This is a genomic window from Veillonella sp. AF13-2 (genome assembly GCF_003603295.1).
Classification (GTDB): domain Bacteria; phylum Bacillota; class Negativicutes; order Veillonellales; family Veillonellaceae; genus Veillonella; species Veillonella parvula_E.
The window spans coordinates 58156-74023 of record NZ_QTMT01000005.1 but is presented as its reverse complement, the minus strand read 5'-3'; the positions used below and the strand labels follow the sequence as shown (position 1 = coordinate 74023).

17 protein-coding genes are annotated in these 15868 nt (G+C 42.2%); all 17 read left to right on the top strand.

The features are described from left to right. Positions 1 to 17 precede the first annotated feature (17 nt). The 17 genes from ilvC (at position 18) to DWV85_RS08805 (ending at position 15852) form a co-directional block, all read left to right on the top strand. Positions 18 to 1025 carry a ketol-acid reductoisomerase gene (ilvC, locus tag DWV85_RS08885; RefSeq protein WP_004695212.1) on the top strand — a complete coding sequence of 336 codons (1008 nt, stop codon included), beginning with the start codon at positions 18 to 20 and terminating at the stop codon, positions 1023 to 1025. A 173-nt stretch (positions 1026 to 1198) separates the two neighbouring features. Continuing rightward, entirely contained in the window at positions 1199 to 1660 is a 462-nt protein-coding gene (locus DWV85_RS08880) for a DUF3290 family protein (RefSeq protein WP_008602566.1), read from the top strand. A 12-nt stretch (positions 1661 to 1672) separates the two neighbouring features. Continuing rightward, positions 1673 to 2377 (top strand): DUF421 domain-containing protein, encoded by a 705-nt coding sequence (locus DWV85_RS08875; RefSeq protein WP_123138547.1) that lies wholly within the window; start codon positions 1673 to 1675, stop codon positions 2375 to 2377. Between the two features lie 115 nt (positions 2378 to 2492). Continuing rightward, the gene (locus DWV85_RS08870) at positions 2493 to 4220 is read left to right on the top strand and encodes a TIGR03960 family B12-binding radical SAM protein (RefSeq protein WP_123138546.1); all 1728 of its coding nucleotides are present in this window, start codon (positions 2493 to 2495) and stop codon (positions 4218 to 4220) included. A 9-nt stretch (positions 4221 to 4229) separates the two neighbouring features. After that, positions 4230 to 5084, top strand: a complete 855-nt coding sequence (locus DWV85_RS08865; RefSeq protein WP_123138545.1) for a polyphenol oxidase family protein — start codon at positions 4230 to 4232, stop codon at positions 5082 to 5084. Positions 5085 to 5260: 176 nt separating this feature from the next. Beyond that, complete coding sequence (locus DWV85_RS08860) at positions 5261 to 5947, top strand: YggS family pyridoxal phosphate-dependent enzyme (protein ID WP_004695221.1); 687 nt, start codon at positions 5261 to 5263, stop codon at positions 5945 to 5947. A 53-nt stretch (positions 5948 to 6000) separates the two neighbouring features. After that, positions 6001 to 6498 carry a cell division protein SepF gene (sepF, locus tag DWV85_RS08855; protein WP_004695224.1) on the top strand — a complete coding sequence of 166 codons (498 nt, stop codon included), beginning with the start codon at positions 6001 to 6003 and terminating at the stop codon, positions 6496 to 6498. A 26-nt stretch (positions 6499 to 6524) separates the two neighbouring features. Then, positions 6525 to 7319 carry a pyrroline-5-carboxylate reductase gene (proC, locus tag DWV85_RS08850; protein ID WP_165851652.1) on the top strand — a complete coding sequence of 265 codons (795 nt, stop codon included), beginning with the start codon at positions 6525 to 6527 and terminating at the stop codon, positions 7317 to 7319. Between the two features lie 2 nt (positions 7320 to 7321). Further along, a complete protein-coding gene (locus DWV85_RS08845) occupies positions 7322 to 8107 on the top strand; it encodes a YlmH/Sll1252 family protein (protein WP_004695229.1) in 786 nt (261 codons plus the stop codon). A 57-nt stretch (positions 8108 to 8164) separates the two neighbouring features. Further along, a complete protein-coding gene (locus tag DWV85_RS08840) occupies positions 8165 to 8812 on the top strand; it encodes a bifunctional precorrin-2 dehydrogenase/sirohydrochlorin ferrochelatase (protein ID WP_024061809.1) in 648 nt (215 codons plus the stop codon). Beyond that, the gene (gene hemA, locus DWV85_RS08835; RefSeq protein ID WP_123138543.1) at positions 8781 to 10052 is read left to right on the top strand and encodes a glutamyl-tRNA reductase; all 1272 of its coding nucleotides are present in this window, start codon (positions 8781 to 8783) and stop codon (positions 10050 to 10052) included. The genes DWV85_RS08840 and hemA overlap by 32 nt, the downstream gene beginning before the upstream one ends. A gap of 4 nt (positions 10053 to 10056) precedes the next feature. Beyond that, positions 10057 to 10995 carry a hydroxymethylbilane synthase gene (hemC, locus tag DWV85_RS08830; RefSeq protein WP_123138542.1) on the top strand — a complete coding sequence of 313 codons (939 nt, stop codon included), beginning with the start codon at positions 10057 to 10059 and terminating at the stop codon, positions 10993 to 10995. Continuing rightward, entirely contained in the window at positions 10992 to 12500 is a 1509-nt protein-coding gene (cobA, locus tag DWV85_RS08825; RefSeq protein WP_123138541.1) for a uroporphyrinogen-III C-methyltransferase, read from the top strand. The genes hemC and cobA overlap by 4 nt, the downstream gene beginning before the upstream one ends. 9 nt (positions 12501 to 12509) lie before the next feature. Beyond that, a complete protein-coding gene (gene hemB / locus DWV85_RS08820; protein WP_123138540.1) occupies positions 12510 to 13484 on the top strand; it encodes a porphobilinogen synthase in 975 nt (324 codons plus the stop codon). A gap of 9 nt (positions 13485 to 13493) precedes the next feature. After that, the gene (hemL, locus tag DWV85_RS08815) at positions 13494 to 14795 is read left to right on the top strand and encodes a glutamate-1-semialdehyde 2,1-aminomutase (protein ID WP_123138539.1); all 1302 of its coding nucleotides are present in this window, start codon (positions 13494 to 13496) and stop codon (positions 14793 to 14795) included. A gap of 49 nt (positions 14796 to 14844) precedes the next feature. Next, on the top strand, positions 14845 to 15306 hold the full coding sequence (locus tag DWV85_RS08810; protein WP_123138538.1) for a helix-turn-helix domain-containing protein: 462 nt from the start codon (positions 14845 to 14847) through the stop codon (positions 15304 to 15306). 165 nt (positions 15307 to 15471) lie between these two features. Beyond that, entirely contained in the window at positions 15472 to 15852 is a 381-nt protein-coding gene (locus DWV85_RS08805) for a hypothetical protein (RefSeq protein WP_123138537.1), read from the top strand. Positions 15853 to 15868 lie beyond the last annotated feature (16 nt).

The following is a 15868-nucleotide window of genomic DNA, read 5'->3' as shown; positions in this document are numbered from 1 at the left end:
TTTGGAGGTTGTCTAATATGGCAGGTAAAATTTTAGGTACTACAGTTTATTATGATGCAGATTGTAATTTAAGCAAATTGGAAGGCAAAAAAATTACAGTGTTAGGTTACGGTTCCCAAGGTCATGCTCATGCATTGAACTTGAAAGAAAATGGTATGGACGTAACAATTGGGCTTCGCGGTGGTTCTTCTAGCTGGAAAGCTGCTGAAGAAGCAGGTCTTACAGTAAAAGAAACTGCAGAAGCCGTTAAAGGCGCTGATATCGTTATGGTATTGATTCCAGACGAATTGCAAGCAGACGTATATGCACAAGATATTGCTCCAAACTTGAAACAAGGTGCGTACTTGGCATTCGCTCATGGCTTTAACATTCACTTTGGTAAAATCGTACCTCGTGAAGACATCAATGTATTCATGGTAGCTCCTAAAGGTCCTGGTCATTTAGTTCGTCGTACATACCAAGAAGGTTCCGGCGTTCCTTGTTTGTACGCTGTAGAAAAAGACCCATCTGGCGATACTGAAGAAGTAGCATTAGCATGGGCTTCTGGTATCGGTGGTGGCCGTTCTGGTATTTTGGAAACTAACTTCAAATCCGAAACTGAAACTGACCTCTTTGGTGAACAAGCTGTATTGTGCGGTGGTGTTACTGAGTTGATTAAAACTGGCTTTGAAGTATTAACTGAAGCTGGTTATGAACCTGTTAACGCTTACTTCGAATGCTTGCATGAAATGAAATTAATCGTAGATCTTATCTACGAAGGTGGCTTCCAAAAAATGCGCCACTCCATCTCCAACACTGCTGAATACGGCGATTACCATGCAGGTCCTCGCGTAATCACTGCAGATACTAAAAAAGCTATGGAACAAATCTTGGCGGATATTCAATCTGGTAAATTTGCTGATGAATTCTTAGCAGATTCCAAAAATGGTCAAAAATTCCTTAAAGAACATCGCGAAGCAGCTGCTAATCATCCAATTGAACCAGTTGGCGCAGAACTTCGCAACTTGATGAGCTGGTTAAAATAAGAGTATTATTTAGGTAATCTTTTGTGAGATTATATGCTTATTAAAAGCGACCCCGTAAGGGGTCGCTATTTTTTATCTTTTCTTACATTATTTTGGGCCATCTTGACGATTACATCGAAAATATTGGAATCAAATATGGTATAATAAAAAGTAATATTTGAAAGGAGTGTAGCATGGATTTTTACACATTAGCCTATGTTGAAAGTCAGGCTGTAATAGGTCAAACTTGGGGCTTTATTATAATTGTAGCTGTTCTGTTAGCATTGCTCATTTTGGGAGTACAAGTATTGCGAAATGGTTTTACTAGTCGCTATCGTGACCTGATGATTATATTGTCTTTAATCGTAGTGTTCTTCTTAGGGCTTGAATACCAAGAGTATAATCGGATGAAAACCTATTCTGAGGACTCCTCTCGTATGGCTCAATTTTTACATTCTTTCAGCTCGGATCGTTCTGTGCCGAGTGACCAATTGGCGGTTAACTCCTTAAAGATTCGTAATGGTATGATTTTAAAAGTAAGTGACGCTTACTATGAGGTTCAATTTAATCCAGAATTTTCAACCTATACGATTACACGTGTTTATAAGGTAAGCCCTATAGATCGAATTCACGATAAAGAGGATGCATTACAATAAGGAGGCCCACATATGACAGAAGCTATGGCCGTCTATGGGATGGTCTTTGCAAAACTCGCCATCGGTCTCTTGGCGATTATCTTACAAATCAATTTAATGGGAAAGGGCAATTTAGCCCCAACCTCTGCTTTAGACCAATTGCAAAACTACGTACTTGGTGGTATTATCGGTGCCATTATTTACAATGATCAAATTGGCATTTTACAATTTATGTTAGTCCTTATTTTGTGGACTATTTTGGTAATGACGCTTAAGTTTTTAAAAGGGAATCTTCGTATTTTTAAAGCAATTCTTGATGGTCATCCAGTTATAGTAATCGAAAAAGGTCATATTCTAACAGAAGAATGTATGCGTTATGGTATACAAGCGGCTGAACTTAAATTAAAACTTCGCGCTGCAGGTGTTCAATATGTTACGGATGTTAAGCGTGCCGTATTGGAGCAAAACGGTCAGCTCAACGTGGTTCAATTTGGTGAAGATAATATCCGATTTGATCTTATCGATGATGGACAAATTAATCAATTTACCCTCGATGTAATTGAAAAAGATAGAGCGTGGCTTGAACAAGAAGTTCAATCTCATGGATACTCTGTTAAGGACATATATATTGCTGAATATAAAGATGGTAAAGTTGTTGTATATCCTTACGATAAAAGAGAGAAACCTAATTTAGTTAGCTCAATAAAAAATAAGACTAAGAGCAAATTAAAGCCTTAAGTTGTAGCTTGTAATATGAAGCTAATACATCTATTAACATTTTAACAATAGGTATATAGTATTTAGTTTTTATTAAGCCCACTATTCGTAGTGGGTTTATATAGAAAGGAAATTAGTGAATCGTAAAGATTTAATTGATCGATTACAAGAATTATATAAAGATGAAGACAGTCGGGTAACAGTAAATCCTCATGCGGCGCAAAAGATAGCTATCGTATATCCAAATACATATTTTGTAGGCATGAGTAATCTTGGACTTCATATCATTTATGAGGAAATTAACTTACGAAATGATAGCGTATGTGAACGTATTTTCTTGCCAGAGAAAAAGGAGTTAGAAGCATACGACAAGACTAAGACTCCACTCATGAGTGTTGAAACACAGCGGCCTATGCATCAATTTGATGTAGTAGCCTTTGATGTAACCTTTGAAATGGATTATTTCCATATTCCAGTGATGTTGCGTCATGGTCGCGTACCCATTATGGGAAAAGACCGTACAGAGTTTGATCCTATCGTTATTGCGGGCGGTCCTTGTGCGACGTTCAACCCAGAGCCTTTTGCTGATTTTATCGATGCTTTCATTATCGGTGAAGGGGAAGGCCTTGTGAGCCATGTCCTCGATATTATTCGAGATGGGAAAATGGAGGGGCTAGATCGCCATGCTATTTTACGTCAGTTAGCGGATATATCGGGCGTATATGTCCCATCCTTGTATGTGCCCATTTATAGTGAAGACGGTAAATTCAAAGGCTATGATATTACAGAGGGCGTACCTAAGAGGATTAAACGTCACTTTGAAATGCTCACCAGCGGTGGTGAAACGGTAGTAGCTACGAATTATACTGAGTTTGGTGCCATGTATATCATCGAAGTAGCCCGTGGATGTGGTCGGCATTGCCGATTCTGTATGGCTGGGTATTGCTTCCGCGTACCTCGTGTACGTCCATTAGATATTTTGAAAGAAGGCGTAGAACGCGCAGAAAAGCTAGGCAAAAAGGTGGGACTCATGGGTGCTGCTATTTCGGATTATCCCGAGGTAGATGAGCTAGTTAATTATATTCGCTCTAAAGATATGCGTTACTCTTGTGCATCCTTGCGTGCTGACTCGTTAACACAAGCCGTGGTGGATGGACTAGCGGATAGTGGACAAAAGACGATTACCATTGCCCCAGAAACGGGTAGTGAACGGTTGCGTCGCGTCATTAACAAGGGTATCAGTGAAGAGCATTTACAAAATGCAGCCACCTTATCTGCAAAGTCAGGTATTCAGCATATGCGCTTGTATATAATGATTGGACTGCCAACGGAAACCGATGAAGATATTGAGGCTATTGTAGGTCTTGCGGAGAGAACGCAGGCTCATATGGCTGAGGTAGGCTGTAAAGGTCGTTTGACGCTCAGTATTAATCCGTTTATTCCTAAGCCTTTTACACCATTTCAATGGATGGCCATGGATAATCAAAAAACGGTGGAGAAAAAATTACAATATATAAAAAAAGCGTTGCAAAAGAATCGCCGTATTGAGGTTCTCGTAGAGTCTCCTAAAGAGGCATATATTCAAGGGGTTCTTGCTCGTGGAGATCGTCGTTTAGGTGCTGTTATTGCAGCGTGTGCAGCCAATCGAGGTAGTAAATCTTTTAAGTCTGAAATGAAGGCGGCTGGCTTAGATATGGACGATATGAATTATCGCGAACGCAGTTTTGATGAATTCTTGCCGTGGAGCCATTTAGATATGGGTATGGACGAGGGCTATCTCGAAATGGAATGGAAACGATCCATCGATGAAGCGTATACACCGCCATGCACACAAGGGTGTAAACGATGCGGTGTTTGTAAATAGGAGGAATTGATGAATCAATCGGTAAAGCGTATAGATGTGAAAGGGCCCCATGGAACGTGGTCTTATGAGGCCCCGAGTTGGGCTGATCAATTCCCTATTAGTATGGGAGATACGTATCGTCATGGAGGTGTATCTAGTGCGCCTTATGAGTCATTAAATCTAGCCTTTCATGTAGGCGATGAAACTCAGAATGTACGAGCAAATCGGGCTATTGTTGCTGACCATTTAGGTGTAGACCCCAATCGTATTTCTTGTGGCAATCAAGTCCATGGTCTGAAGGCTGTTGAGATTACTGAGGACCTCGTTGGTTCCGGTGCTTTTGGAGAAGATACGGCCATCGATGATTGTGATGCGGTATTTACAAATCTACCTCATGTGCCATTATTTCTGTTCACTGCAGATTGCGTTGGCGTAGGCATTTACGATGCCAAACATCATGCGATTGCAACGGCACATGCAGGTTGGCGTGGTGCCATTGGCCGCTTACCAGTACTTACTATTGAGGCCATGAAAGAGGCTTATGGGACCGAGTTCAAAGATTGCTATATATATCTTGGGCCTAGTATTGGACCAGAGTCCTTTGAAGTAGATATAGAACTAGGTAAACGCTTTGAATTAGCCTGGAGAGATATGACAGACAGAGATTCATCTGATGTTGTCAATTATCCTGGTGATAAATTAGATAAGGCTTATATCAATTTATGGAACTTTATTGGTGAGGATCTCGTTGTAAATGGCGTTCCTTCAGAGAATATCACGATTGGTGGTACCGATAGTGTAAATGAAGTAGACTGTTATTCCTATCGTCGAGAGGCAGGTCTAACAGGTCGCATGGCCTTATTTGCGATGTTACAAGACCGATAAAATTCGACTTTCACAGGAATCATAATAAAGTATGATATTTTAAGTATATACATGCTTTGATTTGTGGAGGGAATAAGCCCTAAATCATGTACATTTGCCCCTAAATACTATATAATAAAATAGTCTATACAAATATATTTGATGATTATGATATATAGATTGAAGGGGGCATTCACGTGATTGAAGAATCCCTACACGCTATACAGCAGCGCATGGCCGATGCTATGGCGCGTGTTGGTCGCGTAGATACAGCATTATTAGTGGCGGTTACAAAGAACCACCCTGTGTCGGCTGTGGAAGAGGTCGCACGGCTCGGTGTCACTCATGTAGGGGAAAATCGAGTACAAGAGGCCAAAGAAAAACAGCTAACCTATAAGGGGCCGCAATTAACATGGCATTTGATTGGTCATTTACAGGTCAATAAGGTGCGCCAAGCGGTCCCTATGTTTGATTTAATTCATTCTGTAGACAGCCGTAAATTATTAGATGAAATCGAAAAGGTTGCTGCAAAGCACGACAAGATACAAGATGTATTACTGCAAGTCAATGTGGCCCGCGAAGCTTCTAAAACGGGGATGACCGTTGAAGAGTTTCCAGAAATACGAGACTATGCAAAAACATTGCCTCATGTACGCGTAAGGGGCTTGATGTGTATGGCACCATTTTTCGATGATCCACAGGAAGCTCGTCCAATCTTCCGCGTAGCGAATGCCTTGTTTGAGGATATGAAGCGCTACTTTGAAGAAGGTCAGATTCAATATTTATCTATGGGGATGACTCACGACTTTGAGGTCGCTTTGGAAGAAGGGGCTAACATCGTTCGTGTAGGCACAGCAATTTTTGGGGAACGTGTATATTATTAAGGTTCGGGTTACCTGATAATCGGAAGCGTTAATTGTATTAGGAGGAAATCCAAATGGCATTGGGAGATTATTTAGACAAAGCAAAAAACTTATTCTTAGGCAGAACTGATGATGACTATGAATATGATGATTACGAATACGAAGATGAAGAGGAATACGAAGCTGAACCTACCCCAGTAGCAACAGCGGCTCCCGTGTCCGGCGCATCTGAATTTCATCCACGCAAGGTAGGAGGCCAATCTACGATGACACAACGTCCAACAGCTATGAAAGTAGTTGTAATTGAACCAAAAGTATTTGAAGACTCTGAAAATATTACACATCAATTGCGCGACATGCGTCCTGTATTGATTAATTTTGAAAATACAGACCCTCATGAAGCAGCTCGTATTGTAGATTTCGTATCTGGTGCGACCTATGCATTGGATGGCAAATTGGAAAAAGTAGGTAAAGACATTTTCATGTGTGTACCTGTAAATATTTCCATTGATTATAATGACAATGAAAGTAACACAACTGAGCAAAACGAATACTCTTGGGAAAATAAATAATCTCTCTATAAATGGTGGTGATAACTATGTTAGGTAAAACCCTATGTATAGGCGTTGGCTCAATGGGGGGCGCTCTATTGCGCGGTGCATTACAGCATGGTGTTTTGAAAGCATGTGATACACACATTCTAGTGCGTCGCGAAGAACAATGTAAGGCTCTTACAGAGGAGCTTGGTGTAGTAGGTTTTACTACATTGCCTAATGTAAACGAGTACAACACTATTCTATTGGCTGTAAAACCACAAGTGTTACCATCTGTATTAGAGTCGTTGAAAGAAGTGCCTTATGGGACTGTTATGATTTCCGTTGCCGCAGGTATAACCTTAGATACTCTTGATGCGGCAATTCCACAAGCTAACTGGTTTAGAGCTATGCCAAATACACCGGCTTCTATCGGTGCTGGCATGACGGCACTCGCCGGGGATGATGTGAATACGGACCTAGGTCGTGCTGTACAAGCCTTGTTTGCGGCTGTAGGCGAGGTAGCAGTGGTGAGCGAAGCCGATTTAGATCGCTTAGGAGCGTTATCTGGTGCGGGGCCTGGCTATATGTTTGTCATCCTTGATGCTTTAGCTGATGCGGGCGTTCGCATTGGTTTACCACGTCAGTTGGCCATAAAGGCGGCGGCTCAAACGATGTACGGTGCAGGTAAGATGGCTCTTGAAAGTGGCAATCATCCAGCGGTACTACGAGATCAAGTGACAAGCCCTGGTGGCACTACCATTGCTGGTATTGGTGCTATGGAAAAAGGTGGACTTCGCAGTGCTCTCCAAGAGGGCGTAGTAGCATGTCTTGCTCGGTCGAATGAGTTGGGGAAATAATTTTGGCAGATACTAGTAAATTAATACGATATTTCGAGGCCAGTGGCAGTGGCGAGGAAGCTCGTCGCATGCTAGATTTGGCTGAGCAGGTTGTAAAAGGTCGTCCCTATCGTGTGGCGGACTTTACGAGTCCTGCAGGCCTTGTTATTGCAGATGCTATCAAGGCTAATTACCCACAGTTAACAGTTAAAACTGATGGTGGCTATGAAGGGGCGGAACGCATTCGTATCGCTTTCGTAGACAGCGACTTTAACGGTACTGTGGATATGGGCATTCGCGCCCTTAAGGTGAATTGGGACCCTCGGTTCCGATTGCTCACTCATCGCGATGTGCTTGGCTCCTTAATGGGCCTAGGCATTGATCGCTCCAAATTTGGGGACGTTATCGTCCAGCAAGGGGGCGCTCAGATTATGGTGGATGAAAGCGTGGCTGATTTCGTAATTCAAAACTTTACGAAAATTGCTATGGTTTCTGTATCTGTAGAGGCTATTGAGTTATCAGATATTGCACCAAAAGAAGAAAAAATTAAAGAAGTCCGCACTACAGTCGCTTCCTTGCGCTTAGATGCGGTAGCAAGCTCTGGATTTAGTGTATCTCGCACTAAATTGGTGAGTGCTATCAATGCGGGCTTATTACAAGTAAACTGGCAACCAGCTAAGGGGGCATCCCAAGAGGTTAAAGAAGGGGATGTCATTTCCATGCGTGGTCGTGGCCGAATGAAGGTAGAAGCTATTACAGGTACCTCTCGTAAAGGGCGTATCGGCGTATACCTGAAACGATTTATGTAGGCAGTTGAAAATCGGCTTGACCATCAAGCCGATTTTTTTGTATATAGTAGGACAGCCATGGTATCCATAACATTTCAACCTACAACTGAAGATATAATCCTATTCGTAGGCGGCGGAGAAGTAGCGGAACGACGGATGCAGCTTTTTATTGAGGAGGTTTGCCAAATTATAGTTATCGCTCCTGCTGTAACGGATCGGATTGGCCAATGGGCAAAAGAAAATCGTATCACTTGGTGTAATCGAGCTTTCACAATGGACGACGAAGAGCATATTATTTCGAGTAGTTTGCTGTTTATCTGCACAGATAATCATGAACTAAACGATACCTTGTATGAGCTAGGAAAAAAACATCGTGTGTGGACCAACCGCAGTGATGATCCGAGCGCGTGTAGCTTTACTGTGCCGTCATCCCTTGAACTCGGCGATCTTCATATTGCTATTAGTGCCAATAATGTAGGACCTCGTATCAATCGTCTCGTACGACAAGATATGATGAATCGTTATGGTCAGTTGCAAAAGGCTATGCCTAGACTTAAAATATTTAGAGAAGAAGTAAAGTTACTACTTCCTACTCCAGAGGCTCGACAGAAATTTTGGCGAGACAATCTGACGGTAGAAACATTTGAAGCCATTCTCAAGGGAGAGTGGATGATTATAGAGGAGAAACTGAACCATGCAATTAGTGGTATTAGGTCTAAATCATAGAAGTGCCGCTGTAGAGGTGCGTGAACGTTTCTCGTTTGATAAAGACGAGGTAGTTGCCGCACTAAACCGCCTCTATGAATTTGACTGTATCTCAGAATGCGTTATATTATCCACCTGTAATAGAACGGAAATTTATGCTGCTTTAGAAGGTGTAGAATTCCCGAAGGATTACATGTTGGCAGTGTTAAAAGATTTAAAAGGAGCAGATCATATCGATGCAGATGCATTCTTCTTCTACGAAGAGCGAGATTGTATTGAACATCTATTCCGTGTGTCTGCTAGCCTTGATTCCCTTGTGTTGGGGGAAGGTCAAATCTTGAGCCAATTAAAAGGGGCTTATATTCAGGCTTATAGCGCAGGCTGTACGGGAACAATTTTTAATATTTTATTCCAACGGGCTATTAGCGTTGGTAAAAAGGTACGTACTAATACGGGCATTGCTAATACGCCTGTATCTGTTAGTTACACGGCGGTCAATCTTGCGGAGGACAGTTTAGATAAGCCATTATCCGAAGCTACAGTACTTATTTTGGGTGCTGGTACGATGAGTGAATTGACAGCTACTCATTTACAAGCGAAGGGTGTAAAAACGATTTTCGTATCTAATAGAACCTTTGCTAAGGCTGAAATGTTAGCGGAACGCTTTAATGGTAAAGCTGTTAAGCTCGATAACTTTGTAGACTATGCTAAAGATGCGGATATTCTTATCACATCTACAGGGGCACCGCATTATATTATTACTGAAAAAGAAGCGAAGAAAATTACGACTCTTCGCAAGGGTGAACCCATCGTTATGATTGATATTGCGGTACCTCGTGATATCGACCCTGCGGTGGCAGATTTGGACGGTATTTATCTATTTAATATTGATTCTCTTGAAAGTGTAGTAGAAGAAAATAAGGCGCAGCGTGAAGAGGAAGCTCGTCGTGCAGAGCCTATTATTCATGACGCTATTGAAGAGTTGTTGGATAAATTGAGCTATTTAACAGTGCGTCCGATGATGGCATTGCTCACAGAAAAGGCAGAACGGATTCGCCGTCGTGAGTTACATCGCGCATTAGCTAAATTGCCAGATATTTCCGATAAGGAGCGCCGCATTATGGACTCTATGAGTCGCATGATTATTCGCAAAATGTTGCGTGAACCGATGATTCACTTCAACGAAATCGCTGGTACAGAGGAAGAGGGCTTGTACTGGGATTTATTCAAAGATATGTTTAATCTTGAGAAAGAAGGCTAATGCCATGAGAGATCATATTCGAATCGGCACGCGAAAAAGTGCCCTTGCCCTGTGGCAGGCTGAACATATTAGTGCAGAATTACAACGTCTGTACCCAAATATTACGGTAGAGCTGGTTCACTTTAATACAAAAGGTGACCGTATCTTAGAGAAACCACTGGCTCAAGTTGGTGGTAAAGGTTTATTTACTGCTGAATTAGAAGCGGCTATGCATGCAGGCGACATCGACATCGCCGTACATAGCTTAAAGGATATGCCTACAGAGTTGCCAGAAGGCCTTACTCTTGGTGCCATTTCCGCTCGTGAAGTGCCTTATGATGCACTAGTGAGTCCCGTGTATAAAACACTGGACAAATTGCCACAAGGCGCTCGCGTTGGTACCAGTAGTTTACGCAGGCAAGCACAGCTATTACATGTCCGACCTGATCTAAAGGTAGAGGTTATTCGTGGTAATGTACAAACTCGATTGAGCAAAATTGAAACGGAAAAGCTAGACGGTGTTATCTTGGCTCAAGCAGGCCTTAAGCGATTGGGTTTAGAAGACCAAATTACACAAGTCTTCAAGGCCGACGAAATGATTCCTGCCGTTGGACAAGGGGCACTCGCTATTGAGTGTCGTGCCGACGATACGGAAATGCTTGACATGTTGGATCCTATCAACGATGAAGCAACGCGTTATGCCGTTGAAGGGGAGCGCAGTTTCTTGCGTCAATTAAATGGTGGTTGTCAAGTGCCAATGGGCGTGCATGGTACCATCAATAAAGGACAATTAACCTTGAAAGCCATGATTGCATCCCTCGATGGAAAAACTGTGTACGAAGGGGAAATCTCTGGCCCTGCTAAAAAAGGTGAAATTCTTGGGAAAAACCTTGCAAAAGCTTTATACGAAGAAGGGGGCAAACGCATTGTGGATGCTCTCATAGAGGAAGGAATCATAAAATGACAGGTATGGTATATCTAATTGGTGCGGGCCCTGGCGATGTTAAACTTATCACTGTAAAAGGTCGTGAATGCATCGAAAAGGCAGATGTAATTGTATATGATTATTTAGCGGATGCTCATCTGTTAGAATGGGCACGTCCAGATGCTGAATTGATTTACGCTGGTAAGCAATGTAAAGATCACACAATGCATCAATGGGAAATCAATGAGCTTTTAGTTCAAAAGGGTAAAGAAGGCAAAATTGTAGCGCGATTAAAAGGCGGTGATCCGCTCGTATTTGGTCGCGGTGGTGAAGAAGCGATGGCTCTTGGCGAAGCAGGTGTACCTTTTGAATTCGTGCCAGGCGTAACATCTCCAATCGCAGCGCCTGCTTATGCGGGTATTCCTGTAACGCAACGAGCTATGGCCACATCCTTTGCGGTGGTAACAGGTCATGAGGATCCTACAAAAGCAGTATCTGGCATTCATTGGGAAGGCCTTGCTACGGCGGTAGATACACTTTGCTTTGTAATGGGTGTCGGCAACTTGCCTGTCATTGCCGAAAAGTTGATGGCTCATGGCCGGGCAGCTTCTACACCTGTAGCGCTTGTTCGGTGGGGAACAAAAACAGTACAAGAGGTATTGGTTTCCACCCTTGAACATGTCGTTGAAGATGTAGCAAAGGCTAAATTGAAAGCACCAGCTATCATCGTAGTAGGTGATGTAGTCAACCTTCGTGAAAAATTACAATGGTTCGATAATAAACCTTTATTCGGGAAAACTGTCGTAGTCACACGCGCTCGCTCCCAAGCAAGTGCATTCCGCGAAAAATTAGCGGCTCAAGGTGCTAATGTAGTGGAAGCAGCAGCAATTAAAACATCTCCATTGGAATTGTTTGAGGAAGATAAACGCATCATTAACAATACAAAAGAATACCAATGCATCGTATTCACATCTGGTGAAGGGGTTCGCTACTTCTTTGATGCTCTATATAAAGAAGGCAAAGATACACGTGCGTTAGGCAACTCTAAAGTGGCGGCTATCGGCTGTGCTACGGCTCGTGAACTTCATAAGTATGGCATCGTACCGGATATCATTCCTGTAGATTACAAGGCTGAATCTGCTGTAGAGGCTCTTGAAGAAGAACTCAATGCAGGGGATTCCATATTATTGATTCAACCAAAGGTTGCACGCGATGTGATTCCACGTTGCTTGCGTCACCGCAATATGAATGTAGATATCTTGCGTTTGTATGAAACGACACAAGATACATCTCAACAAGAAGCATTAGTAACAGCCTTAACAGAAGGCAATGTAGATTACATTACCTTCACAAGTTCTTCTACTGTAACAAATACAATCCAATTATTGGGCGACAATGCACTAGAGCTATTAGGCAATACTAAAGTGGCTTGCATCGGTCCAATTACGGCTGCTACTGCTATGAGTGCAGGCCTTAAACCGGCTATCATTAGTGATGTATATACAACTGATGGCTTAGTAAACGCTATTGTAAAAGACATTTAGGAGGATTACATGTACGATTTAACATACCGTCCTCGCCGCTTGCGTATCAATCCAGAAATGCGAGATTTGGTACGCGAAACGACACTCGACGTAACTGATTTGATTTATCCATTATTTATTGTGCCTGGTGAAGGTATCAAAAAAGAAATCGACACATTGCCAGGGCAATATCATTTGTCTGTTGATGAGGCTGTGAAAGTAGCGCAAGAGGCGTATGATCTTGGTGTGCGTGGTGTAGAAATCTTTGGTATTCCTACATATAAAGATGAGCAAGGTTCCTCTGCATGGGATATGTCCCAACCAGTACAACAAGCTATCAAAGCCATCCGTGCAGCGGTGCCAAACCTATTGGTCGTAGCTGATGTATGCTTGTGTCAATATACTACAACAGGGCATTGTGGCATGATTGATGACCATGAAATCTTGAACGATGAAACATTGCCATTACTTTGTAAAGTAGCGGTGAGCCAAGCGGAAGCAGGTGCACATATGGTGGCTCCATCCGATATGATGGACGGCCGTGTAGGTGCTATTCGTGAAGCCCTTGATGCGGCTGGTTATACCAATGTATCTATTATGAGCTATGCGGCAAAATACGCATCTGCTTACTATGGTCCGTTCCGCGGTGCTGTTAATTCTGCGCCAAAATTTGGTGACCGTAAATCTTATCAAATGGATCCAGCCAATCGCTTGGAAGCTTTCAGAGAAATTGAACTCGATATCGCTGAAGGTGCGGATATTATCATGATTAAACCGGCATTGTCCTACTTGGACATTGTTCGTGAAACGCGTGACCGCTATGAATTGCCGGTTGCGGTATACAATGTATCTGGTGAGTATGCGATGGTTAAATCCGCCGCAGTGGCTGGTCTTATCGATGAAGAACGCCTCGTTATGGAAACAATGCTTTCCATGAAGCGCGCTGGTGCTAAAATCATCATTACGTACCATGCCTTAGATATTGCTAAATGGTTACAACAATAAGGAGGAACTATGTTCCAACTCGGTAAATCTGAAAAGGCCTTTAACGAGGCTAAACGTTATATGCCTGGCGGCGTAAATAGTCCTGTTCGTTCCTACCGTAGTGTAGGATCTAACCCTCCGTTTATCAGCAGTGCCAGCGGCAGCCGTATTTATGACATCGATAATAACGAATACATCGACTATGTATTGAGCTGGGGCCCTATGATCTTGGGCCATGCGAACCCAGAGGTTATCGCGAGCCTACAAGAGGCTATTCCTCGCGGTACTAGCTATGGTGCGCCTACATTACTAGAAACAGAATTGGCTAAAAAGATACAAGCCTTCATGCCATCCATGGAGGTTATCCGCCTCGTAAACTCTGGTACAGAGGCTACCATGAGTGCCTTGCGCGTTGCTCGTGGCTATACTGGTCGTGATCGCATCGTGAAATTTGTAGGCTGTTACCATGGTCATAGCGATGCTCTCTTGGTAAAAGCTGGCTCTGGCCTTGCTACCTTTGGTGTACCAGATAGCCCTGGCGTTCCACAAGGCGTAGCAGAAAATACCATAACATTGCCATACAATGACTCTGATGCGGTTCGTAAATTATTCGACGATATGGGTGATACTATTGCGGCAATCATCGTAGAACCTGTAGCTGGTAACATGGGCTGCGTACCTCCAGTACCAGGTTTCCTCGAAACCTTGCGAGAAGTAACTAAGGCTCACGGTGCTATACTGATCTTTGACGAAGTTATGTGTGGCTTCCGCGCTAGCAGCGGTGGTGCTCAAAAACGCTACAATATTAAACCGGACCTTACATGCCTTGGTAAAATCGTTGGTGGTGGCATGCCACTTGCTGTATTCGGTGGCTCTCGTGAGATTATGAACCAAATTGCTCCAGCTGGTCCTATTTACCAAGCTGGTACATTGAGTGGTAACCCTATTGCTGTTACTTCTGGTTTGGCAACACTTTCCATTCTGCAACGGGATCCAACGGTGTTTAAACAAGTAGAAGATACGACGATTGCCCTTTGCGAAGGCTTTGAAAGATTGGCGGCACAATACAATGTGCCTGTTGTTGTGCAACGAGTAGGCTCTATGTTCACCATCTTCTTTACTGACAAACCAGTTAAGAACTTTGATGATGCAGCATCTTGCAACGAAGAACAATTTAAAATGTTCTTCCATCATAACTTGAGCCATGGTATCTACTATGCGCCAAGTCCTTATGAAAGTAACTTCGTATCTATCTGCCATAAGAGCAGTGAAGTGGAACGTACATTAGCAGTTGCTGATGAAGCTTTCAAAAAAATCAGTGATACATTATAATAAAAGGTTATAGTTTGTAGTTGTTTATGTATCGATACAGGTGATGAACATGCAGTTTTACAAGAACTTAAAGCGTGCTCGCGTGCGCATGGGCAAAAGCCAAATCGAAGTAGCAAAGGCCGTAGGTATCAGTAATGCGGCGCTTTCAAATTACGAAACAGGGTATCGCGAACCAGATTTAGATACACTCTGTGCCCTGTCTCGCTATTATGGATTGACCTTGGATGAGCTATTAGATGTAAATGGAGAACAACACGAGCCCATCTATGATCTCAGTCCTGTACTAAAAAATAAATACATCGCCTATAAAGGTGATGTATACGAGTTAAAAGACTCGCAAAAACGTGCGCTCTTGCGCGAGCTCGATAATCTATTTACTAAATTTGAGAAATCAAAAGTAGAAGATAAAAGCAGTAAGCCAAAGACGTACAAACATGGAAACCCTCATATCAATCGGGCTGGACTAGCTAACAGTGCGGGTAGTTTAACGGCACGACGGAATCTAAAATAAAAAGCACCATCTATTTAGGGACTAAACGAAACATAAGTTGTCCCTCGATAGATGGTGCTTTTTTGCCATATATAACAAAATATTCGTTGGTGGTATACGTTAGTTTAACATATAATTGAATTATAGACGTGGAATAAATATTTACTAGTCTTACAGGAGAAAGCTATGATAGTAGTATTTGCAGGATTTTTAGCATTTTTATTTTGTCTGTATTTCATTAAAAATCCATACTTCACATTACAGCATATTAAAATTAAACGCTCAAAATCTTTGTTAATTTCAGAGCTGCTTTTAGGTGTGATAATTTTCTTATATATTATTTTTGCAGGATATTCTAGACTAGTGCGGTTTTTATTAGAATTGATATCTGTAAGTCTGTTTTTATTAGAAATGTGGTTAAGAGTTCCTGCTATTGAATTGGATTGTAGTTTATCACCTGACGTGAAAGTAATGCTCAATAAAAAAGCTAAAAAAGATTTTTATTCTACATTGCCAATGTTATTTTTATTAACATGTATGTTTGTATTTAATTTCATCAAGATTTAAATAAATTTAATTGGAA

Bases quoted from the DNA above. Each gene is read 5' to 3' on its own strand.
- ilvC (WP_004695212.1), top strand. From the start codon at position 18: ATGGCAGGTAAAATTTTAGGTACTACAGTTTATTATGATGCAGATTGT.
- DWV85_RS08880 (WP_008602566.1), top strand. From the start codon at position 1,199: ATGGATTTTTACACATTAGCCTATGTTGAAAGTCAGGCTGTAATAGGT.
- DWV85_RS08875 (WP_123138547.1), top strand. From the start codon at position 1,673: ATGACAGAAGCTATGGCCGTCTATGGGATGGTCTTTGCAAAACTCGCC.
- DWV85_RS08865 (WP_123138545.1), top strand. From the start codon at position 4,230: ATGAATCAATCGGTAAAGCGTATAGATGTGAAAGGGCCCCATGGAACG.
- sepF (WP_004695224.1), top strand. From the start codon at position 6,001: ATGGCATTGGGAGATTATTTAGACAAAGCAAAAAACTTATTCTTAGGC.
- proC (WP_165851652.1), top strand. From the start codon at position 6,525: ATGTTAGGTAAAACCCTATGTATAGGCGTTGGCTCAATGGGGGGCGCT.
- DWV85_RS08840 (WP_024061809.1), top strand. From the start codon at position 8,165: ATGGTATCCATAACATTTCAACCTACAACTGAAGATATAATCCTATTC.
- hemA (WP_123138543.1), top strand. From the start codon at position 8,781: ATGCAATTAGTGGTATTAGGTCTAAATCATAGAAGTGCCGCTGTAGAG.
- hemC (WP_123138542.1), top strand. From the start codon at position 10,057: ATGAGAGATCATATTCGAATCGGCACGCGAAAAAGTGCCCTTGCCCTG.
- cobA (WP_123138541.1), top strand. From the start codon at position 10,992: ATGACAGGTATGGTATATCTAATTGGTGCGGGCCCTGGCGATGTTAAA.
- hemB (WP_123138540.1), top strand. From the start codon at position 12,510: ATGTACGATTTAACATACCGTCCTCGCCGCTTGCGTATCAATCCAGAA.
- hemL (WP_123138539.1), top strand. From the start codon at position 13,494: ATGTTCCAACTCGGTAAATCTGAAAAGGCCTTTAACGAGGCTAAACGT.
- DWV85_RS08810 (WP_123138538.1), top strand. From the start codon at position 14,845: ATGCAGTTTTACAAGAACTTAAAGCGTGCTCGCGTGCGCATGGGCAAA.
- DWV85_RS08805 (WP_123138537.1), top strand. From the start codon at position 15,472: ATGATAGTAGTATTTGCAGGATTTTTAGCATTTTTATTTTGTCTGTAT.